Origin of the sequence: Gimesia chilikensis (assembly GCF_007744075.1) — a bacterium.
GTDB lineage: Bacteria > Planctomycetota > Planctomycetia > Planctomycetales > Planctomycetaceae > Gimesia > Gimesia chilikensis_A.
In genome coordinates, this window is sequence record NZ_CP036266.1 from 1,615,423 (window position 1) to 1,636,679 (window position 21,257).

General features: G+C 56.1%; 15 protein-coding genes. 12 read left to right on the forward strand and 3 right to left on the reverse strand.

Going from position 1 to position 21,257, the window contains the following annotated elements; genetic code table 11:
* Positions 1 to 91: 91 nt before the first annotated feature.
* Positions 92 to 4,834: a PQQ-binding-like beta-propeller repeat protein gene (locus tag HG66A1_RS06245; protein ID WP_145181341.1), complete on the reverse strand. Its 4,743-nt coding sequence runs from the start codon at positions 4,832 to 4,834 to the stop codon at positions 92 to 94.
* Positions 4,835 to 5,463: 629 nt separating this feature from the next.
* On the opposite strand from HG66A1_RS06245, the gene HG66A1_RS06250 reads away from it, so the two are divergent.
* From HG66A1_RS06250 to HG66A1_RS06280, 7 genes are all read left to right on the forward strand, one after another.
* Positions 5,464 to 6,111 carry a 50S ribosomal protein L25 gene (locus tag HG66A1_RS06250; protein ID WP_145181342.1) on the forward strand — a complete coding sequence of 216 codons (648 nt, stop codon included), beginning with the start codon at positions 5,464 to 5,466 and terminating at the stop codon, positions 6,109 to 6,111.
* Between the two features lie 59 nt (positions 6,112 to 6,170).
* Entirely contained in the window at positions 6,171 to 6,737 is a 567-nt protein-coding gene (gene pth / locus HG66A1_RS06255) for an aminoacyl-tRNA hydrolase (RefSeq protein WP_145037626.1), read from the forward strand.
* Positions 6,738 to 6,862: 125 nt separating this feature from the next.
* Entirely contained in the window at positions 6,863 to 7,276 is a 414-nt protein-coding gene (rpsF, locus tag HG66A1_RS06260; RefSeq protein ID WP_145181343.1) for a 30S ribosomal protein S6, read from the forward strand.
* Positions 7,277 to 7,359: 83 nt separating this feature from the next.
* Complete coding sequence (gene ssb / locus HG66A1_RS06265; RefSeq protein WP_145181344.1) at positions 7,360 to 7,866, forward strand: single-stranded DNA-binding protein; 507 nt, start codon at positions 7,360 to 7,362, stop codon at positions 7,864 to 7,866.
* 87 nt (positions 7,867 to 7,953) lie between these two features.
* Positions 7,954 to 8,460, forward strand: a complete 507-nt coding sequence (gene rplI / locus HG66A1_RS06270; protein ID WP_145037632.1) for a 50S ribosomal protein L9 — start codon at positions 7,954 to 7,956, stop codon at positions 8,458 to 8,460.
* Positions 8,461 to 8,640: 180 nt separating this feature from the next.
* Complete coding sequence (gene dnaB / locus HG66A1_RS06275; RefSeq protein ID WP_145181345.1) at positions 8,641 to 10,071, forward strand: replicative DNA helicase; 1,431 nt, start codon at positions 8,641 to 8,643, stop codon at positions 10,069 to 10,071.
* Between the two features lie 48 nt (positions 10,072 to 10,119).
* A complete protein-coding gene (locus HG66A1_RS06280) occupies positions 10,120 to 12,096 on the forward strand; it encodes a hypothetical protein (protein ID WP_145181346.1) in 1,977 nt (658 codons plus the stop codon).
* Between the two features lie 11 nt (positions 12,097 to 12,107).
* Here HG66A1_RS06280 and pruA read toward each other — a convergent pair whose 3' ends face one another.
* On the reverse strand, positions 12,108 to 15,116 hold the full coding sequence (pruA, locus tag HG66A1_RS06285; RefSeq protein ID WP_145181347.1) for an L-glutamate gamma-semialdehyde dehydrogenase: 3,009 nt from the start codon (positions 15,114 to 15,116) through the stop codon (positions 12,108 to 12,110).
* Positions 15,117 to 15,576: 460 nt separating this feature from the next.
* Between pruA and HG66A1_RS06290 the strand changes: the two genes are divergently transcribed.
* From HG66A1_RS06290 to HG66A1_RS06310, 5 genes are all read left to right on the forward strand, one after another.
* Positions 15,577 to 16,446, forward strand: coding sequence for an FAD binding domain-containing protein (locus tag HG66A1_RS06290; RefSeq protein WP_145181348.1), 870 nt, complete (start codon positions 15,577 to 15,579; stop codon positions 16,444 to 16,446).
* A 71-nt stretch (positions 16,447 to 16,517) separates the two neighbouring features.
* Entirely contained in the window at positions 16,518 to 17,024 is a 507-nt protein-coding gene (locus HG66A1_RS06295; RefSeq protein WP_145181349.1) for a (2Fe-2S)-binding protein, read from the forward strand.
* The gene (locus HG66A1_RS06300; RefSeq protein ID WP_145181350.1) at positions 17,024 to 19,318 is read left to right on the forward strand and encodes a xanthine dehydrogenase family protein molybdopterin-binding subunit; all 2,295 of its coding nucleotides are present in this window, start codon (positions 17,024 to 17,026) and stop codon (positions 19,316 to 19,318) included. The genes HG66A1_RS06295 and HG66A1_RS06300 overlap by 1 nt, the downstream gene beginning before the upstream one ends.
* A gap of 16 nt (positions 19,319 to 19,334) precedes the next feature.
* Positions 19,335 to 19,598: a MoaD/ThiS family protein gene (locus tag HG66A1_RS06305; protein ID WP_145181351.1), complete on the forward strand. Its 264-nt coding sequence runs from the start codon at positions 19,335 to 19,337 to the stop codon at positions 19,596 to 19,598.
* Positions 19,599 to 19,616: 18 nt separating this feature from the next.
* Positions 19,617 to 19,865 carry a hypothetical protein gene (locus HG66A1_RS06310; RefSeq protein WP_145181352.1) on the forward strand — a complete coding sequence of 83 codons (249 nt, stop codon included), beginning with the start codon at positions 19,617 to 19,619 and terminating at the stop codon, positions 19,863 to 19,865.
* 221 nt (positions 19,866 to 20,086) lie between these two features.
* Here HG66A1_RS06310 and HG66A1_RS06315 read toward each other — a convergent pair whose 3' ends face one another.
* Positions 20,087 to 21,103 (reverse strand): glycoside hydrolase family 43 protein, encoded by a 1,017-nt coding sequence (locus HG66A1_RS06315; protein ID WP_145181353.1) that lies wholly within the window; start codon positions 21,101 to 21,103, stop codon positions 20,087 to 20,089.
* Positions 21,104 to 21,257 lie beyond the last annotated feature (154 nt).

Genomic DNA, 21,257 nt, shown 5'->3' on the forward strand with positions numbered 1-21,257 from the left:
TTCTCAAACGGTGTTAAATCGGGTAAGTAAATATCAGGTGTGAAACTACATCATTTTATTTTTATGAGTTTTATTTCGCAAGTAGAATTTTTCAATTCTTTTTTTCGCTCTTTTCCTGAGATGGCTTTTCAGCGGCTTTCGCGGGATCGTGTTCTGGTGCAGCGGGGGCGGTTCGGCCTAAAGCGAGCACATCAGCGTCGTAGAGATGGATTTTGGCGTTGTACATTAATATTTCCATCATTTTCTGTTCGTAGTCGACTCGGATGTCCCGAATATTGGATTCCAGCGGTGCTTTCCAGTCGAGCAGCGTCTTGCCGGTCTGTTTGTCCAGTGCTTTGAGATGAATAATGCTGGTGGACCGATTGCCGGTTCGCAGGTAATCGCGCGAGACGAGGAGCGTTATCGGCAGCAGATTCTGTTCGTCGAGGACCAGATGTTTCTTCTCGAAGTCCTCGGTCCAGATCTGTTTTCCAGTCTGGCGATCAAAGACAGTCAGGGAACCATTCGTGGGGACTGAGGGCACGCTGACCGAGATCGTGTTGCGTGCCTGGGAATTACCGACCAGGTAGACGCGGGCCCGATCTGCAACGACGTAAAGGTCATCGTGTTTGCCTAACTGATCCTTGTTGATCGTTCCCAGGTCCTGTACCTGACCGTTTCTGAGGTCGACGATTTTCAGTTCCCCAGCAGGCGTGAGTGCCGCGAGGAAATGTTGGCTGCACATGGCGAATTTGGTTTCGCGGTCGAATTCGCGTGTCCAGGGCAGATGCGACACGCCGGGCTGGAAGGCGAAGATCGAAGTCAGGCGGGCATCGCGAATGGGATGCTTGATGTCGCCGGTAGGAATGATGCCGACAAAGTTGGAGCCCCCCTGGTAAATGGCGTGACTCATCAGGCGAATATTGGCCGGCAGTTCGCGTTCCTGTCCGTCGCTGACGCGGAGGATCTTTTTCACTTCACGATTCCGCGAGACGAGATAGATCTGCCGGTCATCCCCGAGGACCCGGGTATCCTGATCCACGTTTTCATGAGTCCAGCGGATCTGGCCGGTGCGGGTGTCGACAAGAATGATGTTGCGACGACTGTAATAGCAGGTGTAGTCGGCGTTCGCAGCGGCGATCATGCCGACGTTGCGAATCACGATCGATGGATGGTGCCGATGAATCAGCGACGATTCGGTTCCCAGCGGGGCGGGCGTCCGGTTGAACATGCTGCTGTAGTGGCGATTGGTCTGTTCCCGTTCGAGCTTCTGGCTCCAGATCAGCTTCCGGTCGACGAGGTCGTAGAGGTGGAGCATGTCGCGGTGCTGGAGAACCAGGTTGTGGCCCACCAGTTCGCTTTCATTGAAGCTGGACGAACGGGCCTGCTGCATAGACCGCAGGGGCGTTGACCAGATCATTCGCTTGCTGAAGGTTTTAGTCATGGCCAGCCGGTTCTCGCGGGGATCAACGGTCAGGCTGTGTGTGCGGAAGAAGGGGAGGGGCGAGTCGAGTGTGTCGAGCGTCTGTTCGCGGGTTGAAATATAGCGGCCCGAACCGCCGACAATCAGCTTGAGTTTTTCTGGACGCCAGTTGCTGGACTGCGGTCGCCGTTGTTCGTTGTCACGCAGCGTCTGCAAGGTGGCGACCATGAACTGTTCTATGCTCTGATTATTGGGCAGACGGAGTTGAGAATCGAGGCTGGCAAGTTCTTGCAGGTAATGCTGTGCGTCGGCATCGAGTTCGTGTTTCAGGCAGAGTCGAACCATGCCTGCCAGGCCTTCTGCGGTGAGTTCCGGCTGCTTCTCTTGGATCAGGCGAGAGAGCCAGAGTTCTGCGGTGAAGAATTCCTCCGATGCCAGGGCGCCATCGATGAGCTGTCTCAAAACCGGAATCGAGGCGGTATGAAAACCGAACTGACGCAGGAAGCGTTGCTGATCTTCGCTGTCGGCAGTTGCGAGTTCCGCTGCCCGCTGATTCAGATGTTGTGTGAACTGTTCCTGTTCTACTTTGCTGGCCTGACTCCAGAGATCTTCGGCCTGGCCGGCGATCCAGCAGTCAATCTGGACTTCAGTATTTTCATTCTGGAAGAACGTTTCTGCGGGGGCCTGTCCCAGTTCCTTGAGCAGTGAGAGTGTGCGGGAGAATTCGTGCCGGGCCCGGGCGCGTTCGATGAGCAGACGCTGCAGTTCCAGTCGTTCGCTTTCGGAGCTGACCTGCTGCTGCAACTCGGTGACCAGTTCATCGTGTTGCTGGAAGTCGGAGCGAATCAGTGCGGTCAGGCAGTGAACCTGTTGGTCGTGAAATTTTTTCTGATCTGCGGCAGGGATCTGGCTGCGATCGAGCTGCTGCAGACGGGACCAGGCGGCCTGGTAGCGCTGATTCATGATCAGCAGTTCGGCTTCCTTGAAGAGTGCCAGCGGGCTGTTCGGGTTCTGCTGCTTGATCTTTTGGATCTGATTTTCAAAGGTCTGTTTCTGTTCGTAGCTGACGAGGCCGCGGGGGCTCAGAGAAAGAAACTGACCGTGATGCACGATCAGATTTCCCAAAGGCTGGTTAGTGCTGGCATTCGACAGTCGATTGACGACTTTGCCCGAAGCGACGTCGAAGGTCCAGACCTGTCCGCTCTGCAGAGGGACGTGCAGATGCTGGTCGGCAATCACGGCCTGTCCTGAAGGGGCACCCGCCTGTTTGTCGTAGAGTGTCTGCCAGGCGTTTTTACCTGTTTTGAGGTTGATGGCGGTCACACTGTTCATGCCCACCATCAGCACTTTGCCATCCGCGACGCCGGCCAGGGAGACCATAGCTTCTTTGGCCCGTTTGGTCCAGGCCGGCAGACCTGTGATCAGATCGAGGCAGATCAGCGACTGATCATCGGGGGGCGTATAAACGACTTTGCTGTCGATGATAATCGGTGCGGAGGGACTCCAGCGATGATTGAGGGGTTCGAAGCTGGTCTGTTCGAGGCGGTTGAAATGCTGGCCGTTCTCATCTGAAGCGGATGAGGTATACCGGGTCGACCACAGAATGGAGTGGTTCAACTGGCCGATAGCGGTGACCAGACCGATGGTAGTCGGGCAGATCAGGATTCCCTGGTCGACGGCGACCGGTGCGATCCACCAGCGGCGAACCATGTCCAGGGCGATATCCTGTTCGGGATTGCCGATCTGTTGAGACCAGAGTTCTTCACCAGTCTGTGGATTAAGGGCGTAAACTCGAATCTCCCGATCGCGTTCGCCGATGATATAGAGTTCGTTGCCGGAAGGGGTGGGAGCACCGAAGAAGAAGGTTCCCGCGAGGGGCAGGTCGAACGGTTCATCGAATTTGACGCCTCCGACTTTCCAGAGAGGCTGACCGGTTTGCAGGTCGTAGGCGACCAGTTGATTGGATGACCAGAAGTCTTCCTCAAAGTCGCCTCGCCGACGGCGGAAGCGGTTCAGATTCCGCGAAGTGCCGCTGGCGCTGAGGTTCAGTCGCATGCTTTCCAGAATAAACAGCCGCTCGCCATCACTGCTTTGACTGCCCCAGTTGGCGTTGCGGTAGATCAGGCTGGTCAGCGGGTGCGCATCGGGATCGGTCCCATTGTATATAGAGAACGGACGCACGTCCGGTGCGGGATCAAACAGCCGTCGGGCCTCGGGTTCCTGTTGGCCCTTGATCTGTGCTTTGATAAAGGACTCTTCCGGAGAGTTCTCCAGAGCTGTCTGCCAGAGCGGGGCTCCGGTCGCTGCGTCGATGACCTGCACTCCCTTCAGAGTGCGAAAGACGATTTTGCCGTCGATGGCCAGGGGAGGCAGAGCCGGTACAGTGGCATGCTCGGAACTGGCCAGGTCTTCCTGGATCAGGTCGAGCTGAGACTGAATCGAATGGTTGGAAGTCAGTGGGTAAGACCAGCGGGGAATCAGCAGCGGATCGGCCTGTTGGGCGCGGGCGGCATGGCTGGGAGAGCCGAACAGCATGGGCCATTCGGCCAGGGGCTGATTTCCGGTTGAGCCAAGGATCTGTTGTTTTTCGAGCCAGGTCAGCGGTTTTTCGGTGCTGCCTCCGATTTGAATCGGCTGGCTGAGGTCGACAGTCCCGCTGGATGATGCCATCAGTTGCCGGGCCAGTTCCTGGTTACCCGTCTGCTTCAGAATATAGGCGGCTTTCGTTTTCCATTGAGGAGATCGGGTCAGGGGGGGCTGGTATTTCAGAAGTCGTTGCACGTATTGCTCAGCCAGTCCGAACTCTTTGCGTTCCATATGATAGGAGATCAGGTAGTTCATCGCCCGGGCGCCGGCAGCAGTGCTGGAGAAGCGGGTGGCGATTTCGGCGAACTGCTCGGGGGGCGCATTATTCTGCTGTGCGTCGTTGAACATTTTTTCCGCGAGGGCCGCATATTGCCGTTCGAATTTCTGCTGCTCTTCCTCGGGCAGGAGTTCCAGGAGTTCGTAGATCAGTTCCCGGTCGGTGATTAATCCCCGTTCCCCGGCGATGTGGACCGGCAGATTGAGGCTATTTTCCAGCATCAGCTGCAGTTTTTCGCGTGCGGCTTCCCACTGCTCGTCCTGGAGTAACTGCTGTACACTTTTGAAGCGGCGTTCCTGTTCCAGATCCTGCGGGTAACGGTAGTAGTCTGGTGTGCGTTTTTTGTCGGCTTCGTCTACCTGTACTTCGGCAGGCTTTTTCTTGCCAAAGATTCCCTGCAGGATCTGCTTGAGCTGATTCAGGGGGGGATTGGGTTTGGCCTGCTGGGGATCGTTGGGCTGAAAGGGCTGTTCTGCTTTGTCGTCTGCCTGGAGAGCAGGGGCCGATACCAGGATGAGACTGGTAATAATGGAAAAAGCGATTGTCCGGGTGAGACGGATAAAATGCATGCAGACTGCCTTTTGGGATATCGAGCGAAAGCCCCTGGTTCTGAGATGCAGAAGTTACGGGGCAGCTTGAGTTTTCACGCTGATTCCATTCTACAGTCAGATCAGGTTGAGCCAATACGGAATCTCGCCGATTCCAGCATCGGCGGCTGAGTTTTTCTGGTGAATCCGGGGAATCCCGGGGTGGTCTGGTTGATCTCGTGTGGTGTTTTTGTGTATACTTTTGGGCGATCCTGAAGCAGATCGTGATGTCAGGCCGGGCGTTTCCCGTCAATCAATTCCTGAAAATCAGGCTGTCTTGTGACTTTCAACCAAGATAGAGGGGGTGTTCGGTTGCAGATTTGTAAGCGGGAAGTTATTTTTGCACGCTTCAACTATAACGATCTGGTGAGAGACCAGCTGATGTAGTCGGCTGGACCCGCTGATTTTGTCTCCGGGGAGACCGGTTGGAATTGTCCTTTTTGGCCTGTTTTGAGGCCGATTTCGATCTCCGGTTCCACTGCGGAAGCCCTTTGAGACAACGATAATATTACTGTATTCACGATATCGTGTCGGATTTATCGATTCAAAGTCTTTAATGGACGAGTGGTTCGACGAGATGTGTCGAGTCACTCTTCGAGGAATGTTGGGAAATGTCAGACGATTTTGTATTGCAGCGAATCAGTGCCTCCAAACGGGAAAAACTGGGATCCATTGAAAGCCGTCGCATCCGTCGTGCAGGGCGTATTCCTGCTGTCGTGTACGGACATGAGCTGGAACCTGCCCATATCAGTGTCGACGATCACGATCTGCGTGATCTGATCAAAAACCGGGAACGGGTTTTTGAAATCGACGTGGATGGCAAAGTCGAAGAGACGATTCTACGTGATCTGCAGTGGGACACCTTTGGCACCTACATTCTGCATGTCGACCTGGTGCGGATCAACGCATCCGAGCGGGTGACTGTGGAAGTTCCTGTGACCCTGCGTGGTACTTCACCTGGTGCCCTCGATGGTGGCGTGCTGGAACAGCCTCTGCACACACTGGAACTGGACTGTCTGGCCCACAGCATTCCGGACAGCCTGCCTGTGCGAATCAACTCGCTGGAAATTGGCGATGCGATTCACGTCAGCGATATCGAAGTTCCTCGTGGAGCCAAGATTCATAACGAACCAGAACAGGTTGTGGTGCACGTTCTGCCTCCGCAGGGCGTTCCTGAACCCGGAGCTGAAGAAGGCGAAGGTCCTGACGCTCCCGAAGTTATTGGGGAATCCGAATCAGAAGAAGCAACCGAAGAATAGTTGTCCCTGGTTCAATCGCGATCAAGTAATCAGTTGTTAAGAACCTGACGGGTGGCGTTGTGAAAGTGGTCGTAGGACTGGGGAATCCCGGTAGACAATACGAGCGAACACGTCACAATATCGGGTTTGACGTTTTGTCTCAGCTGGCAGACTGGCACGGTGTTGCCGGGTTTAAAAGCCAGTTTGAGGCGCTTGTCGGTGAGTTTTCGCTGGGGGGTGACAAGGTGTTACTCGTTGCCCCGCAGACATTTATGAATTTAAGTGGTCGCAGCGTTGCTGCTGTGACGAAGTTTTACAAACTGCCTGCCAGTGATGTCATGGTGGTTTGTGATGATATGAACCTGCCTCTGGGGCGGCTCCGGTTACGGGGGTCCGGCTCGGCGGGAGGACAAAAAGGTTTACAGGACATTCTCCAGAAACTGGGGACCCAGGATGTGCCACGCCTGCGAATGGGAGTGGGACGACCTCCGGCCGGGTTTGCGGTAGCGGATTATGTTTTAAGTCGATTTCGGGATCACGAATCCGATTCGGTTTCGCAGGCGGTACAAAACGCGGCCCGCGGGGTTGAATGCTGGGTCGAACAGGGCCTGGAAATCGCCATGAATCAGGTGAATGCACCTGAATGAAACACGGACCCTGGTTTTTGTAAAAACCGGTGGTCAAAACAAAATAGAGTCTGATCGTCAATCTGGCCTTGGGGCCAAATTATTCCGGGAGAACAGTCTTGTCTGTAGCAGAGAAAAAAGCGGTTATGGTTAATTACGAAGGTATGTTCCTGCTGGACAGCGGCAAATTTGCTGCAGATCACGAAGGAACCATTGCACACGTTCTGGAAATTCTGTCAAAAGCCGGTGCCGAGGTCGTCGCTCACCGTCCCTGGCAGGATGGAAAGCTGGCTTACGAAATCGAAGGCCACATGAAAGGCCTGCACTACCTGGTGTATTTCACCATGCCTGGTAGCGGAATGGATGTTATCACCCGTTCCTGTCACCTGAGCGACATTGTGATTCGCCAGATGGTCATCAAGCAGCCTCAGACACTGTTTGATGCCATGGTATCTGCCATCGATCCTTCCGCTGCACCAGAAACGGTTAGCGAAGGCGGTGATGATAGCGTCGACTACGATGCTCTCAACGACGATGATGACGACGACAGCGACAACTAAGACGTCTGCATCTGGAGTCTGGAGCTGAAGAGGGCTCCAGGAAAGTTACCCGATTAAGTCATTCAAACTCACGGAGGCCGTTGATGGCCAGTTTCAACAAAGTCATCCTGGTAGGAAATCTGACTCGCGATCCGCAGGTGCGATACACGCCCGGAGGAAGCGCGGTTGCGGAAATTGGTCTGGCAGTGAACCGAAGCTGGTTTGATAAGAATTCCAATTCCCGGAAGGAAGAAACAACGTTTGTGGATGTGACCCTGTGGGGACGCACCGCAGAAGTTGCCAGCGAATATCTGACCAAGGGGCGTTCGGTACTGATCGAAGGGCGTTTGCAGCTCGATCAGTGGGATGACAAAGAATCGGGCCAGAAACGCAGCAAGCTGAAAGTGGTTGGCGAAAACATGACCATGCTCGGCGGACGTGGCGATGGCCCCGGAGGCGGTGGTGGTCCCAGCGGCGGCGGTGGCGGCGGTGGCGGCGGCGGCGGTTATGGCAGCCGTGGCGGTTCCTCGCAGGGTGGTGGTTCATCCAGCCCGGCAGATTCCTTTTACGATTCACCAGGTGGAATGCCCGATGACGACGTGCCTTTCTAAGTGAAGGCCGTTTCAACGGAGCAGCACAACGAGTCAATTTTTATTCAAAACGATAGTAAAAACTGAAAATTACGGAAGTGATTGATAATGGTTCGCAAACAACGTAGCACCTCTGTGGTCGGTAGTTCCAAGTCATCTATCGAGGTTTTGCTGGCAGAAAATGTCGACAACCTCGGTGAGCAGGGTGACATTGTGCGGGTCAAACCCGGCTATGCCCGTAACTTCCTGCTGCCTTACGGCATGGCCACCATTGCCACTGAGCACAACAAGCGGATGGTGACACAGCACCAGAAGAAAGTGGCCGAGCTGGAAAAAGAGCATCTCAAATCGCTCAAGGGTCTGGCAGACAAAGTCAGCAAGCACAGCGTCACCATGGAAGCCAACGCCAACGAAGAAGGTCACCTGTATGGTTCGATCGTGGCTGTTGACATCAGCAAGTCCCTCAAGGAGAGCGGCTTCGAAGTTGATGCCGAAGCGATTCGCCTGGAAGGTCCGCTGAAAGAGCTCGGTATGTATACCGTCAAGCTGCAGCTGCACGAAAAGGTGAAGACCGAAGTCAAAGTCTGGGTCGTACCGACTGCAGAAAAAAGCTAACCCGTTTCGGCAGCAGGGCTGTCGAACTGCGTCATAAAAAACGAAGAGGTCCGGTTATTGCCGGACCTCTTTTGTTGTTATATGATGACGCCTGCAACACGACGTGCATTCACCCGGAGCTGAACGGGGGCTGCGTCGTGTGTTTTCATTTCATTGAGTCAAACGTTCCAGGGGATGGTCATGTCAGTTGCGGGCAAGGGAAATTTTCGCCGTCCAAAGCAGGAGTCTGTGGAGGAGCTGTTCGGTAAAGTGCCACCACAGAACCTGGATGCAGAGAAAGCCGTGCTGGGCAGTATTCTGCTCGACAACGTGGTCATTGACGACCTCGTGCAGATTGTCAAAACCAACCATTTCTACAGCGATAAAAACGCGCGGATCTTTGCTGCGATTCTGCGCTTACACGATGCCGGCGTCCGCGGGATTGACGCGGTGACGGTGGCCGAAGAGCTCGACTCCAAGGGAGAGCTGGACGAGGCCGGCAATGTGATGTACCTGCATGAGATCCTGGAGAGCGTCCCTCACGCGGCGCATGCGGAATATTATGCGAACATCGTGCGAGACAAGTCGGTCCAGCGGGAACTGATTCACTCGTGTACCGAAATCATTCGGGAAAGCTATTCGCCGCAGGGCGACACTCTGGAAGTGTTAAACAAGGCCGAGCAGAGTATCTTCAGTATTCTCGAATCCCAGGGAGAAGGGGATAAGATCGACATCAAGGACATCCTGATGGATGCCTTCGACCGGATCCACGAGCGAACCCAGAAAGAGGGATCGCTGACCGGAACCACGACCGGGTTCGTCGACCTGGACGAGCAGATCAATGGTTTTCAGCCTTCCGAATTGATCGTCCTGGCGGCCCGTCCTTCGATGGGGAAGACCGCGCTGGTCTGTAACTTCGCGGAAGCCGCCGCCGACGAAGGGGGCGTGGCGACGATCATCTTCTCTCTGGAACAGTCAAAGCTGGAACTGGCAGAGCGTCTGTTGTGTATTCGTTCGGGCGTGAATGGTCACTCGCTGCGTGCAGGTGATCTGGAAGAAGACGAGCGGCACCGGTTGCTGGAGGCCTCTTCTCAGATCAGCGAGATGCCTCTGTTTATCGATGATAAGCCGGGGCGGACGATTCAGGAAATCAGTGCGATCTGTCGACGTTTGAAGCGGTTGAGCAACCTGGGGCTGATCATCATCGATTACCTGCAGTTGATTGAACCGGAAGACAAGACGATGCCTCGTGAACAGCAGATTGCGGGGATCACGCGACGTCTGAAGGGGCTGTGTAAGGAATTGAATGTGCCGACGATTGCCCTGGCCCAGTTGAACCGTGGTGTGGAGTTGCGTGAAGACAAGCGTCCGCGTCTGGCCGACCTGCGAGAAAGTGGAGCCATCGAACAGGACGCCGACCTGATCATGTTCCTGCACCGTCCGGATGCTTATGATCCGGAAGACCATCCGGGTCTGGCAGAAGTGGTTGTGGCCAAGCACCGTAGTGGTCCGACCGGGATTGTAAACCTGACGTGGCTCCGTGAGTCGATGCGGTTCGGCAACTACACGAACCTGGATGTCCCTGAAGGGGGCTACATGGGAGATGATGGCGGAGGCGGCGGATTCGGTTAAACGCGCCTGGCTGCCACCGGGAATTCTGAAAACTGAGGAGGAGATGAAATGCGATCGACCTCTGAGTTGAAGTTGCGTGGCGTGGTGAAGTTTCTGGTGCTGTTGCTGATCAGTGTCGCTGCTGTTTCCAGGATGCAGCCCGCTTTCCCGGCAGAGGAGTCTGACACGCAGGCGCTGCCCGGAAAGATTGAGCCGCCGTTTGCCTGGAACCGGACCGATAAGTATGTGCCTCCCGATTTCGAAGCGTTTTTCCCGGATGACAAAGCAGCGGGCGCGCAGCTGGACCAGATGATCGACGGCAAGTTGAAGATCAACAGTATCGATGAGCGTCTGGCTTTGATTCGGCGTGGGCTACGGAACAGTTCGCGACATCGGACCACACTGCTGGGACAGGTGGGAAACCAGTATATCTGGAATCGGAAAGCGCAGGATCCGCGGGCAATCGAACTTATGTATCACGCGAGTGTCAGTGACCTTCCCGGCGTCGCGCACTCTGCACTCTATCACGGCCCAATGGTGGTGTCGGATCGTTCGGCAAATCTGGTGCGGATGCTGATGGAGCAATATCCTCAGATGCCCTGGCATGAGAAACACCGGATTGCCTGGGGGATGCGGACCTATGGCGACAAGGAGCAGACGCGAAAGCTGCTGTCAGGGCTACTGGATGATCACAGTCAGTTGAACGATCTGACGGTGGGAGCGACACTGGAGACCTGGCAGGCGGTGTTTGAGACCGACCCACCTGGGTTAGAGCGGTTTGATGATCTGGGTCTGTGGATCATTGCTTTTCATCGGCCTGATGTTTCTGCGACACATCCCCGGGCTGCGGAGATTTTGCGGAAAATGGTGATGAAACCATTCGGGACTCGGCAGGATGCGGTACTGGCTTTTCTTACCCGGGTCGATGAGGGATATGAGACAGCCATCGTGCTGGTGAAGGGGTTGAAGAACCGTCGACTGCTGGAATATATCATTTCGAAGCGAATGCACCTCGAGTTGGACTGCAATGAGCTGTTCACGGCGTTGGTGTTACAGACGCGACGGCTGAATGAACTGGCTCACTTCCTGCCTGAGGGAAGTCCCCGGAGTTATCTGCCTGACTACACGCGTCCTCCTGTGGGTGCGAATTATGCGTATGCGGCGTCGGAATATGTGGCCCCTGATTATGAAGCCTATTTCGCCGATGATCCGGCAGCAGGCAAACAGCTGGATGATGTCTATGCGAAACGGGATCAGTTGAAAATGACTGATGCGGAACTGCTGGAACTGTTTCGTCAGGGGCTGCGGCATTCGAAGCATTCACCCAATGTCATGATAGGCTGGTTTTCTCAGTCAATGGGTTGGCCCCGCGATCCTCGATTGACGGAGATCTTATATCAGGCACTCGATCCGAAAGGACCGCCGGGAGTGCGCAAAGCAGCACTCTATTATGGCTTTGGACTGGGGACGAAGAAGACGAAGAACGTGCTGCGGGCGTTGTATCACGTCTATATGGCGCCCCCTTTTGATGCCACGACCAATCACAATATGCGTACGCGGATTCTATGGGGCGTGCGGGATCATGAGGATGATAAGTATTACCTGTCGACACTGTTTGTCCAGGCATTACGCGAACATGAGCAGTTGACGGAAGTTGCATTGGAGCAGGCAGTCAGTGCTTACCGTCAGTTGACTGGTGGAGAGCCTCCGAATCTGGATGAATATGCAAAGCGTGGGGTTTATGTTGTGATGTTCGGCAACGAGGCAGCGAGTACCATAGCTGCCTCTAAAGCATACGTGGCCGAGAGACTGGGGGATTCAGAGCGTATACTCGAGGCGAAACATCTGGATGAAGACAGTAACATCAGTGTGATCATGCTGGTGCGCGGGAGCGCAGGGATGGACTGGCTGATTAAAAAGTTGCAGGCTCCGCCAAAGCTGCCGATCTACTTTGCGGGGCTGTTGACGCCGCAACTCATTGAGCAGAGTAAGCCTCTCAAAGGCTTTGAAAAATATCTTCCCGCGGAGGGACCACGGGAAGAGTAGCCTGAAGGCGGTTATTCTTCTTCGTCTTCCGCTGTGGCATCGGGGGCGAAGCCGCGACGCATGGTGTTTTCGGTGACGTTGACCGGGACGAGGAACTGCAGCAGATAGTCGGGGCCGCCAGTCTTGCTGCCGATGCCGGACATCTTGAAGCCGCCGAACGGGTGACGTTCGACCATGGCGCCGGTGATGTTCCGGTTGAGGTAGATGTTGCCGGCTACGATTTCCATGCGTGCCTTGTTCAGGTGAGCGGGGCTGCGACTGAAAACGCCTGCCGTGAGGGCATAAGGTGTATCGTTGGCGATGGTAATCGCTTCGTCAAAGTCGTCTGCCTTGATGACGGCGAGGACGGGGCCGAAGATTTCTTCCTGGGCGATCTGGCAGGTGGAATCGACGTCGGTGAAAATGTGCGGGCCGATGTAGTAGCCTTCGTCTTCCAGGTCGGAGGTGTCACAGGCCAGGGCCAGGGTGGCTTCTTCTTTGCCGATCTCGATGTATTCCAGGATCCGTTGTTGAGCTTCTTCATCGATGACGGGACCGACGACGGTGCCGGGATCTTCTGCGGGGCCTATCTTGAGGGCCTTGGTGGCTTCGACCAGGCGGCTGACGAAGGTGTCGTGAATCGATTCGAGCACGATGACGCGGGAGCAGGCCGAGCATTTCTGGCCGGCGTAGTTGAAGGCGGAGTGGATCACGCCGAGTACCGCTTCATCGAGGTCGGCGTCGTCGTCGACGATGATCGCGTTCTTGCCGCCCATTTCCGCGATGACCCGTTTGACCATCTTCTGGCGGGTATCGGTATCAGAGGCGGTTTCGTTGATCGCCAGGCCGACATCGCGTGAGCCGGTGAAGGTAATCATTTCCACGTCGGGGCTGCCGACGAGTTCGGGGCCGACTTCTTCACCGATGCCGGGCAGGAAGTTAACGACGCCGTCGGGGATGCCTGACTCGTGGATCACGTCCATCAGCTTGGCGGCGACGATTGATGATTGTTCGGCTGGTTTCATGACGACGGTGTTGCCGGTGACCAGGGAGGCGACGGTCATGCCGGTCAGAATCGCGAGTGGGAAGTTCCAGGGGGCGATGACAGCCACGGTGCCGCGGGGACGGTAGAAGTAAACGTTCTCTTCACCGGGTACGTCACAGTGCAGCGGATGAGCCAGGCGGCGCATCTGGTTGGCGTAGTACATGCAGAAGTCGATAGCTTCGACGACATCGCCGTCCGCTTCTTCCCAGGGTTTACCGCATTCAAAGACGATCCAGGCGGCCAGTTCGAAACGACGGCGACGCATGTTGGCGGCGATCAGTTCCAGGTATTCGGCGCGGTACTGGGGTTCGGTACGCGACCAGGCAGGGAAGGCACGCCGGGCGGCATCGATGGCGTCGATGGCGTCGTCCGCGGAGGCGGAGGAGACGGTGCCCAGTGAGTCGGATTTGTGAGAAGGGTTCCGCGAAGTGATCGTGGCTTTGGTGTCGATCGCGCGGCCGTTGATCAGCAGCGGGTATTCTTTACCGAACTGGTCTTCGACTTCTTCCAGGGCCGCCTGCATTTTCGTGCGGGATTCTTCGAGGCTGAAATCGGTGAGCGGTTCATTCTGGAAGCCGTCGTCTTCTGCCGGTTTCTGTTTGGTGGCGGTTTTCGCATGTTCGGACGGGTTCATCATCAGGGTCTCCAGGTTGACGTGCTCGGTAAAGCTTTGTCGAAGGAATGAATCGTTAGAGGTGTTTTCCAGCAGGCGGCGGACGAGGTAAGCCATGCCGGGAATCAGTTCGCCGAACGGCGTGTAAATGCGGACGCGATGCCCCAACTCTGCAAAGACCTGGGCCTGTTCCTTGCCCATGCCATACAGCATCTGGATTTCATAAGCGGAAGGGGGGATGTCCAGTTCGTGGGCCGCGGCGATGGCGTGCGCCAGGCTGCGGAGGTTATGACTGCCAAAGGCAGGTCGGAGCCACTGATGGTTTTCCAGCAGGACCTTGGTCAGTTTTTCAAAGTTGGCGTCCGATTCCCATTTCTGCTGGAACACGGGGATCGGCCAGTTGCGGTAGCCGGAAACGATGGTTTCGTAATCCCAGTAGGCGCCTTTGACTAGGCGGATCCAGATCGGTGTTTTGCGTTTCTTGGTCCACTTGAGCAGGTCCTGCAGATCCTGTTCGGCGGCCGGCTGGTAAGCCTGAATCACGATGCCGACGTTGTCGAAATCGCGGAATTCTTTTTCCATCAGCGTCTGCTTGAAGATTTCCAGCGTCAGCGGCTTGTAGGAGTTCTGCTCCATATCGACGTGCAGGTAGGCGTCGTACTTCATTGCATGTCGGAGCAGTTTCCGCAGGCGGGGCTGGACGACGGCCATCGTGCCGACCGGATCGGTGGGCTTGAACTGGCTGCACAGGGCAGAGAGCTTGATGGAAACGTTGGTGCGGGGCAGGTGTCCCTGGCTGTCCCAGTCGAGCTGAACATTCTCGGACCATTTCCGTACGCGGGGTGCGAGTCCGGAGATCAGATCCAGGTAGGACTGCAGATACGCTTCGGCTTCGACTTCGCTGATGACCGCTTCGCCCAGCAGGTCGAGGGTGAAGGCGAAGTTCTCGCTGCGGAGGCGGTCGACGGTGTAGTGGATTTCTTCGACAGAGGAACCCGCGATGAAGCGGCTGGCCATGCGGCGGGCATTGGAGCGGGCGTTCAGGGCCAGTGCACGCCCGAGGACGGAATTCGGTTGCGAAAGTTCCAGACCGATGCGGGCTGCCCAGGGGAGATGCTTGCGGACATCTTCAAAATATTCCTGCAGGTGCCGAACGATGGATTCGTGCGAGCGGAGCATGGGAAGCACATCGACAAAGCGGAACATCTGCACTTTGACGGATTCGTCGGCCATCGCCCAGGAGAGGATGCGATCGTCCCACCAGCGCTTTTCGAACATGGTCGGCTCGCGCCGTTCCAGGTGCCCCCAGATCTGCTCACCGAGATCCCGGGTGCGCTGTTCGATTTGTTGATTCAGATCAGAAGACGATTTTTTACGTGCCACTATATATAACCTGCCTCTGAGTGCTCGAGGCACTATCTCTGGTAGATGGAATTTGTTTCAGAGACCATTGGCTGATGGTGTTTTTCCGGATTGCGGGTCCAGATTGATGACATCCTGTCAGCAATACTCTTACGTCAACGGTGCCTGCGACGTTGGAGCCGCCGGAACTGTTCACTGCGAAGCAGGTTAACAAATCCGCAAAGGCGTGGTAAGTGTGTCGGGTCGCTCAATCGGAACTTTTCTCCGCTGGCGGGCGGGAATCGGGCTTGTCAGACCGGCCTGAGACTTTATTCTAAAGGAAATTATAAAAATGGGAAATCGGGCGGCTGTTCGTCTTTGGTTGCATTGATGTTAAATGATCTGTGACTGATAATAGATGCTAAGACGAACTGACTCAGCGAGTCGAGTGCGCCTGCGAATTGAGCAAGATCAAGACAATTTGGAGAGGGACCAACCTGCGATGCGTGATTTTGAATACGAAGCACCTGTTTCCCTGGCTGATGCCGTGGGGTTATTGGCCAAAAGCAATGGAAATGCCCGCCCGCTGGCAGGAGGAACCGACCTGATCGACCATGTCCGCACGGGCCGGTTGACGACCGATCTGATTGTCGATTTGAAGAAAATTCCGGAACTGATGGCACTGGAGCTCAACGACAACGGGCTCCGCCTGGGAGCCGCGGTTCCCTGTTATCAGATCTACGGCCACCAGGGGATCGTCGATAACTACTCCGCGATCACTGACAGCAGTCATATTATTGGCGGCATGCAGATTCAGAACCGGGCCAGCGTCGGGGGAAACCTGGCGAATGCCGGTGCTGCCGCGGATTCAACACCCGCGTTAATCGCTCTGGAAGCGACCGTCGTGATTGCCGGTCCTGATGGGACCCGCGAAATTGCGGTCGAAGATTTCTGCACCGGGCCTGGTCAGAATGTGCTGGAACCGGGGGAGATCATTGTGGAACTCCACTTCCCGGCCCGTCCCGCTCACAGCGGTTCACATTACCGGCGGTTCATTCCCCGGAATGAAATGGATATTGCCGTCGTGGGAGTCGGGGCCTCCGTGGTTCTGGATGAGAGTGGCGAAAACTTCGTTTCGGCCCGCATTGGACTGGGGGCTGTCGCTGCCAAACCGTTCCTGTGCCAGGAAGCGTGTGACGCACTGGCAGGTCAGCCGGTGAATGATGAAACCATCAAAAAAGCAGCGGAGGCAGCGAAGTCGGTCGTGCATCCGATTACCGATATGCGGGGCACCGAAGAATTCCGCATTCATGTGACCGGCGTGTTGACCGAACGTGTCATCAAACAGGCGGTGGAACGTGCTCGGGGATGATTCGTTTCTGCGAAGCGAAAACCCTCTCTTACAACTGAATCCCAACTGAAATTTTTAATAAGGACACTTCGATGGCGAAGAAACGGATCGTAACCGCGACTATCAATGGCCGTGAAGAGGAGTTCCTCTGTCAGCCTCGACAGACCTTGCTCGAAGTCTTACGCAATACACTCAACCTGACCGGTGCCAAGGAAGGTTGCTCCAACGGCAACTGTGGTGCCTGCTCGGTCGTGATGGACGGGAAAGCCGTCAATACCTGTATGGTTCTGGCGGTCGAAGCCGAAGGGACCGAGATCGAAACCATCGAAGGGCTCGCACCCGGCGATGGTCTGGATCCGCTGCAGGAAGCCTTTCTGGAAAATGCAGCGCTGCAGTGCGGCATCTGCACCCCGGGCTACATCATGTCTGCCAAAGCGTTCCTGGATAAGAACCCCAACCCGACCGAAGAGGAAATTCGCTTCTCGATGGCGGGCAATCTGTGTCGCTGCACCGGATACGACAAGATCGTGCGTGCGATTCAGCAGGCTGCGGAAGTACGATGTGGACAAGCTGCCTCATGTGAAAAGGAGACGGTCTAATGGCGACAATCGATGAAACCAAAACAGATGCAGGCAGTGGTGATGCTCCCAAGTACAAAGTGATCGGCACGCGTCCGATTCGTCACGACGGAGCCGACAAGGTTACCGGTCGTGCGTTGTACGGCGCGGACATCAAGGTCAAAGGGATGATCTACGGTGCGATTCATCGCAGCCCGCACGCGCATGCCGTGATCAAGTCGGTCGATACATCCAAGGCGGAAGCACTGCCCGGCGTTCGCGCTGTGGCGACGAGTGCCGACATGCCCGAGCCGGGTGATAAAATTGCAGAACTCGGCGAAGGGGCCGTGAATCTGAATCATCTGAGCAGCAACAACCTGGCCCGTACCAAGGTGCTCTACAAGGGACACCCGATTGCCGCGGTTGCTGCAGACAATATTCACATCGCACAGGAAGCAGCCAGCCTGATTGAGGTCGAGTACGAAGTGCTGCCTCCGGTCATGGACGTGCTCAAAGCGATGGAAGACGATGCTCCGGTACTCAACCCGGATGTGCATACCGAAGAAGCCGTTTCGGGTGAAATGGGCGACAAGCCTTCGAACATCGCCAAGCATCTCGTCTATGAAAAAGGGGATATCGCCCAGGGTTTCGCGGATGCGAAATACGTCGTGGAAAAAGAATTCCGTACCGCGACCGTGCACCAGGGTTACATCGAACCTCACGTGGCGACCTCGCTCTGGAACAACGACGGACAGATTACCGTCTGGACATCGACCCAGGGAACGTTCTCTGTTCGTCAGCAGGTTGCTGAACTGCTGGACGTGCCGCTGGCCCGTGTGAAAGTCGTGCCGATGGAAATCGGTGGTGGCTTTGGTGGTAAGATTTCGGTCTACCTCGCACCGGTGGCTGCTGTGCTGTCCCGCAAGTCAGGAGCTCCCGTGCAACTGGTGATGGACCGGGCTGACGTGCTGCAGGCAACCGGGCCGACTCCGGGTTCTTACATTAAAGTCAAAATGGGAGCCGATGCTGACGGCCGCATTACCGCCGCCGAAGCCTGGATGGCTTACGAAGCGGGCGGTTATCCCGGTTCGCCGATCGGGGCCGGCTGTATGTGCGTCTTCTCCTGCTACGATGTGCCTAATGGTCGCGTTGAAGGATACGACGTCTGCGTCAACAAGCCGCGGACGAATGCCTATCGGGCTCCCGGGGCGACCAACGCTGCGTTTGCGACAGAAACGGTCGTCGATGAGTTGTGCGAACAGATCGGAATGGCACCGATTGATTTCCGTCTGCTGAACGCTTCGAAAGAGGGAACCCGACGGATCGATGGCGTGACTTATCCCCGCATCGGTCTGGTGGAAACACTGGAAGCGATCAAAAACAGCGAGCACTTTAACTCAGCCCTGGAAGGGGATAACAAAGGCCGCGGCATTGCCTGTGGTTTCTGGTTCAACGCTGGACTGAAGTCAGCTGTGACTGCGACCGTAAACTCAGATGGTTCGGTTGGTCTGCTCGAAGGTTCGACCGACATCGGCGGTTCGCGTACCGCGATCGCGATGCAGTTTGCCGAAACCCTGGGGATCGCCGCGGAAGACATCAAGCCGGCTGTGGTTGATACCGACAGCGTGGGTTACACCGACGTGACGGGTGGCAGCCGCGTAACTTATGCGACCGGTTGGGCCGCTTATGAAGCGGGGAAAGACCTGCAGCGTCAGATCGTGGCCCGGGCCGCTGAGCTGTGGGAAGTCGATCCTTCTGCTGTCTCTTATGAAGATGGTTGCGTCGTCGGTCCCGATAAGCGAGTGCCGTTCAAAGAGATTGCCATCGAGTTGAGTCTGACTGGCGAACCGCTGGTCGGGCGGGGCGTTTCCAATCACAACGAGCCCGGCGGTGCCTTCGGTGCGCACGTGGTCGATGTGGAAGTCGATCCGGATACGGGTAAAGTCGATATTCTGCGTTACACCGCTGCCCAGGACTGCGGAACGGCGATCCATCCCGCTTATGTCGAAGGACAGATTCAGGGTGGTGCTGTGCAGGGGATTGGCTGGGGGTTGAACGAAGAATACTGGTATGACACGGAAGGCAGCATGCGGAATGCCAACTTCCTCGATTACCGGATTCCCACCTGTTACGACCTGCCCATGATCGAAACGATTATCGTGGAAGTGCCGAACCCCGGTCATCCGTTTGGTGTGCGTGGCGTTGGGGAAGTTCCCATCGTACCGCCGCCGGCCGCGCTGGGAGCCGCGATTCACGAAGCAGTCGACGTGCGGATGTACGAGCTGCCGATGTCGCCGCCACGCGTACTGCACGAACTGTTGCAGAAACAGTCCTGAAGTAAAGGAGGCCCTGATGCCTCGCCTGTTTGTTCCTCCCCTGCTCAGACCGTTCTGTGAGGGGGAGGAAGAAGTGGTTGTCGACGGGAGCACCGTGCTGGAAGCGGTGCAGTCCCTCGATGCTCAATATCCGGGAACGCTGGAGCGGCTCTGTCCTGACGGGAAGCTGCGGCCCGGAATCGCGGTGACCGTCGATCAGAACGTAACTCCCCGGGGGCTATCGCAGAAGGTGTCACCCGAGAGTGAGATTCATTTCCTGCCCGCGATTGGTGGCGGGTGAGAGTGGAGTTTTCCGGCGATGGTTGACTCTTCAGAATTTCCAGATCAATGCCCGGCATGCGGGCTGATTCTGCTCTCTGGTGCGATATTTGATGCGGCCGCTCTGGAGAAAGCATACGGTCCCATTCTGGGACTTCACAAAAATGTTGATCCTGAATCGGCCCTGGCAGGTTACGTCGGTCTCAGCAGCATGTGGAGTTATGATCTATCCCCCGAATTTTATCGATGCCCGCGTTGTAAAATAGACCCGATGGCGGGGAGTTCCTAGTAAGAGATTGACAGGGTGGCCTCGGATGTAATCCGAGGTTGTCGAGAGACAACAGGAGGTTGCGGAGCACTCTTTCTGTTGTGGTGGACGTGCCTCACTTTTGAATGAGAGCGGTTGGAGACATTGCTCTGAACTGATCGCTTTCACTGAGACCTCCTGCTCGCTGCGCTCGGCTCGGATTGCATCCGAGCCCACCCATGCTTCTATTCTTGCCAGATGAATTACTTCTTCAGGGGAAAGCCGATGGCGTTTTCCGGGGCGAGGAAGACGGTGCCGTGGCGCATCTGTTTGGCGGGGAGCTTCATTTCCGGAGTGCGGTTGGTCCAGGTCTGCAGGTCGGGGCTCGTGGCCAGGCAGTAAGAGAAGTGGCTGCCGGGGGCGTCCCAGTAGAGGTACCAGAGTCCGTCGTGCCTGAACAGGGAGGGGCCTTCGCCCATCGTGTTGACAATGGAGGTACCTGCGCCGACGATCGGCGGTCCGAGCGTGGTCTCGTAAGGGCCCTGCATGTGTTTGCTGAAGACGAGCCTTAAGTTTTTGCCTCCCTGGTCGGCGGGCATTTCGTTTTTGATGACCATGATCCAGCGGTCGTCTGTCGGTGTTTTCGTATTCTGATCATCGTGGGCGATAAAAGGATCGATGACGCTGATTTCCGGCTGCGGGCTATAGAAGAGTTTGGGCTTCGTGAAGGTTTTGAAATCGCGGGTGCGGATGGCGTAGGGCCGGTGGTCGTGGCCGTGCTGGTCCCGGCTCTGGTCCTGATCGTTGAGTTCTGTTTCCAGCGTGGTGCTCCAGAGGATCAGGTATTCCTGCTGCTCCGGATCCCAGTGGATTTCAGGAGCCCAGGTGTTTTTTGCGCCGTCGCTTGCCTGCCAGACGACGATTTTGCGGGGCTCGCTCCAGTGCCGCAGGTCTTTCGAAGAGGCATGGCCGATGCTGCGTGACTTCCAGCTGGTGGTCCAGACCATGTGGAACTTACCGTCGTGATAGACGATGGAGGGATCGCGGGTCAGGCTTTCTTCGCCCCACTTCGGGGCGGGCATGACGACCTTGCCGTCGTTGAGCCAGTCGAAGTGCAGGCCATCGGTGCTAAAGGCGAGGTAGACGCCGGTTTCACCGTTTCCCAGGAAGTAGGGGAGCAGGAAGATCTGGTTGGTGTTTTCTGGTTTTTCTGCTGCCGGGAGCGGGGTGAGGAAAGAGCAAAGCAGGAGAAACAGGATGCAGGGCGCTTGCGGTTTCATTATAGTGCCATTCTGAGGGATGCGTTTGATGTCAGGGGCTCAATCCCATGTTAGCGGGGGACTGATCCTGGGGCTACCATCACAAGGGTGATGCGTTGTCCCGGATAGAATCCAGGATCAACTTCTACGAATTAAATGAGAAAAGGAATTAATA

Excerpts from the sequence above, each read along its gene's own strand:
- HG66A1_RS06245 (WP_145181341.1), bottom strand. The coding sequence starts at position 4,834 with ATGCATTTTATCCGTCTCACCCGGACAATCGCTTTTTCCATTATTACC.
- HG66A1_RS06250 (WP_145181342.1), top strand. The coding sequence starts at position 5,464 with ATGTCAGACGATTTTGTATTGCAGCGAATCAGTGCCTCCAAACGGGAA.
- rpsF (WP_145181343.1), top strand. The coding sequence starts at position 6,863 with ATGGTTAATTACGAAGGTATGTTCCTGCTGGACAGCGGCAAATTTGCT.
- ssb (WP_145181344.1), top strand. The coding sequence starts at position 7,360 with ATGGCCAGTTTCAACAAAGTCATCCTGGTAGGAAATCTGACTCGCGAT.
- rplI (WP_145037632.1), top strand. The coding sequence starts at position 7,954 with ATGGTTCGCAAACAACGTAGCACCTCTGTGGTCGGTAGTTCCAAGTCA.
- dnaB (WP_145181345.1), top strand. The coding sequence starts at position 8,641 with ATGTCAGTTGCGGGCAAGGGAAATTTTCGCCGTCCAAAGCAGGAGTCT.
- HG66A1_RS06280 (WP_145181346.1), top strand. The coding sequence starts at position 10,120 with ATGCGATCGACCTCTGAGTTGAAGTTGCGTGGCGTGGTGAAGTTTCTG.
- HG66A1_RS06290 (WP_145181348.1), top strand. The coding sequence starts at position 15,577 with ATGCGTGATTTTGAATACGAAGCACCTGTTTCCCTGGCTGATGCCGTG.
- HG66A1_RS06295 (WP_145181349.1), top strand. The coding sequence starts at position 16,518 with ATGGCGAAGAAACGGATCGTAACCGCGACTATCAATGGCCGTGAAGAG.
- HG66A1_RS06300 (WP_145181350.1), top strand. The coding sequence starts at position 17,024 with ATGGCGACAATCGATGAAACCAAAACAGATGCAGGCAGTGGTGATGCT.
- HG66A1_RS06305 (WP_145181351.1), top strand. The coding sequence starts at position 19,335 with ATGCCTCGCCTGTTTGTTCCTCCCCTGCTCAGACCGTTCTGTGAGGGG.
- HG66A1_RS06310 (WP_145181352.1), top strand. The coding sequence starts at position 19,617 with ATGGTTGACTCTTCAGAATTTCCAGATCAATGCCCGGCATGCGGGCTG.
- HG66A1_RS06315 (WP_145181353.1), bottom strand. The coding sequence starts at position 21,103 with ATGAAACCGCAAGCGCCCTGCATCCTGTTTCTCCTGCTTTGCTCTTTC.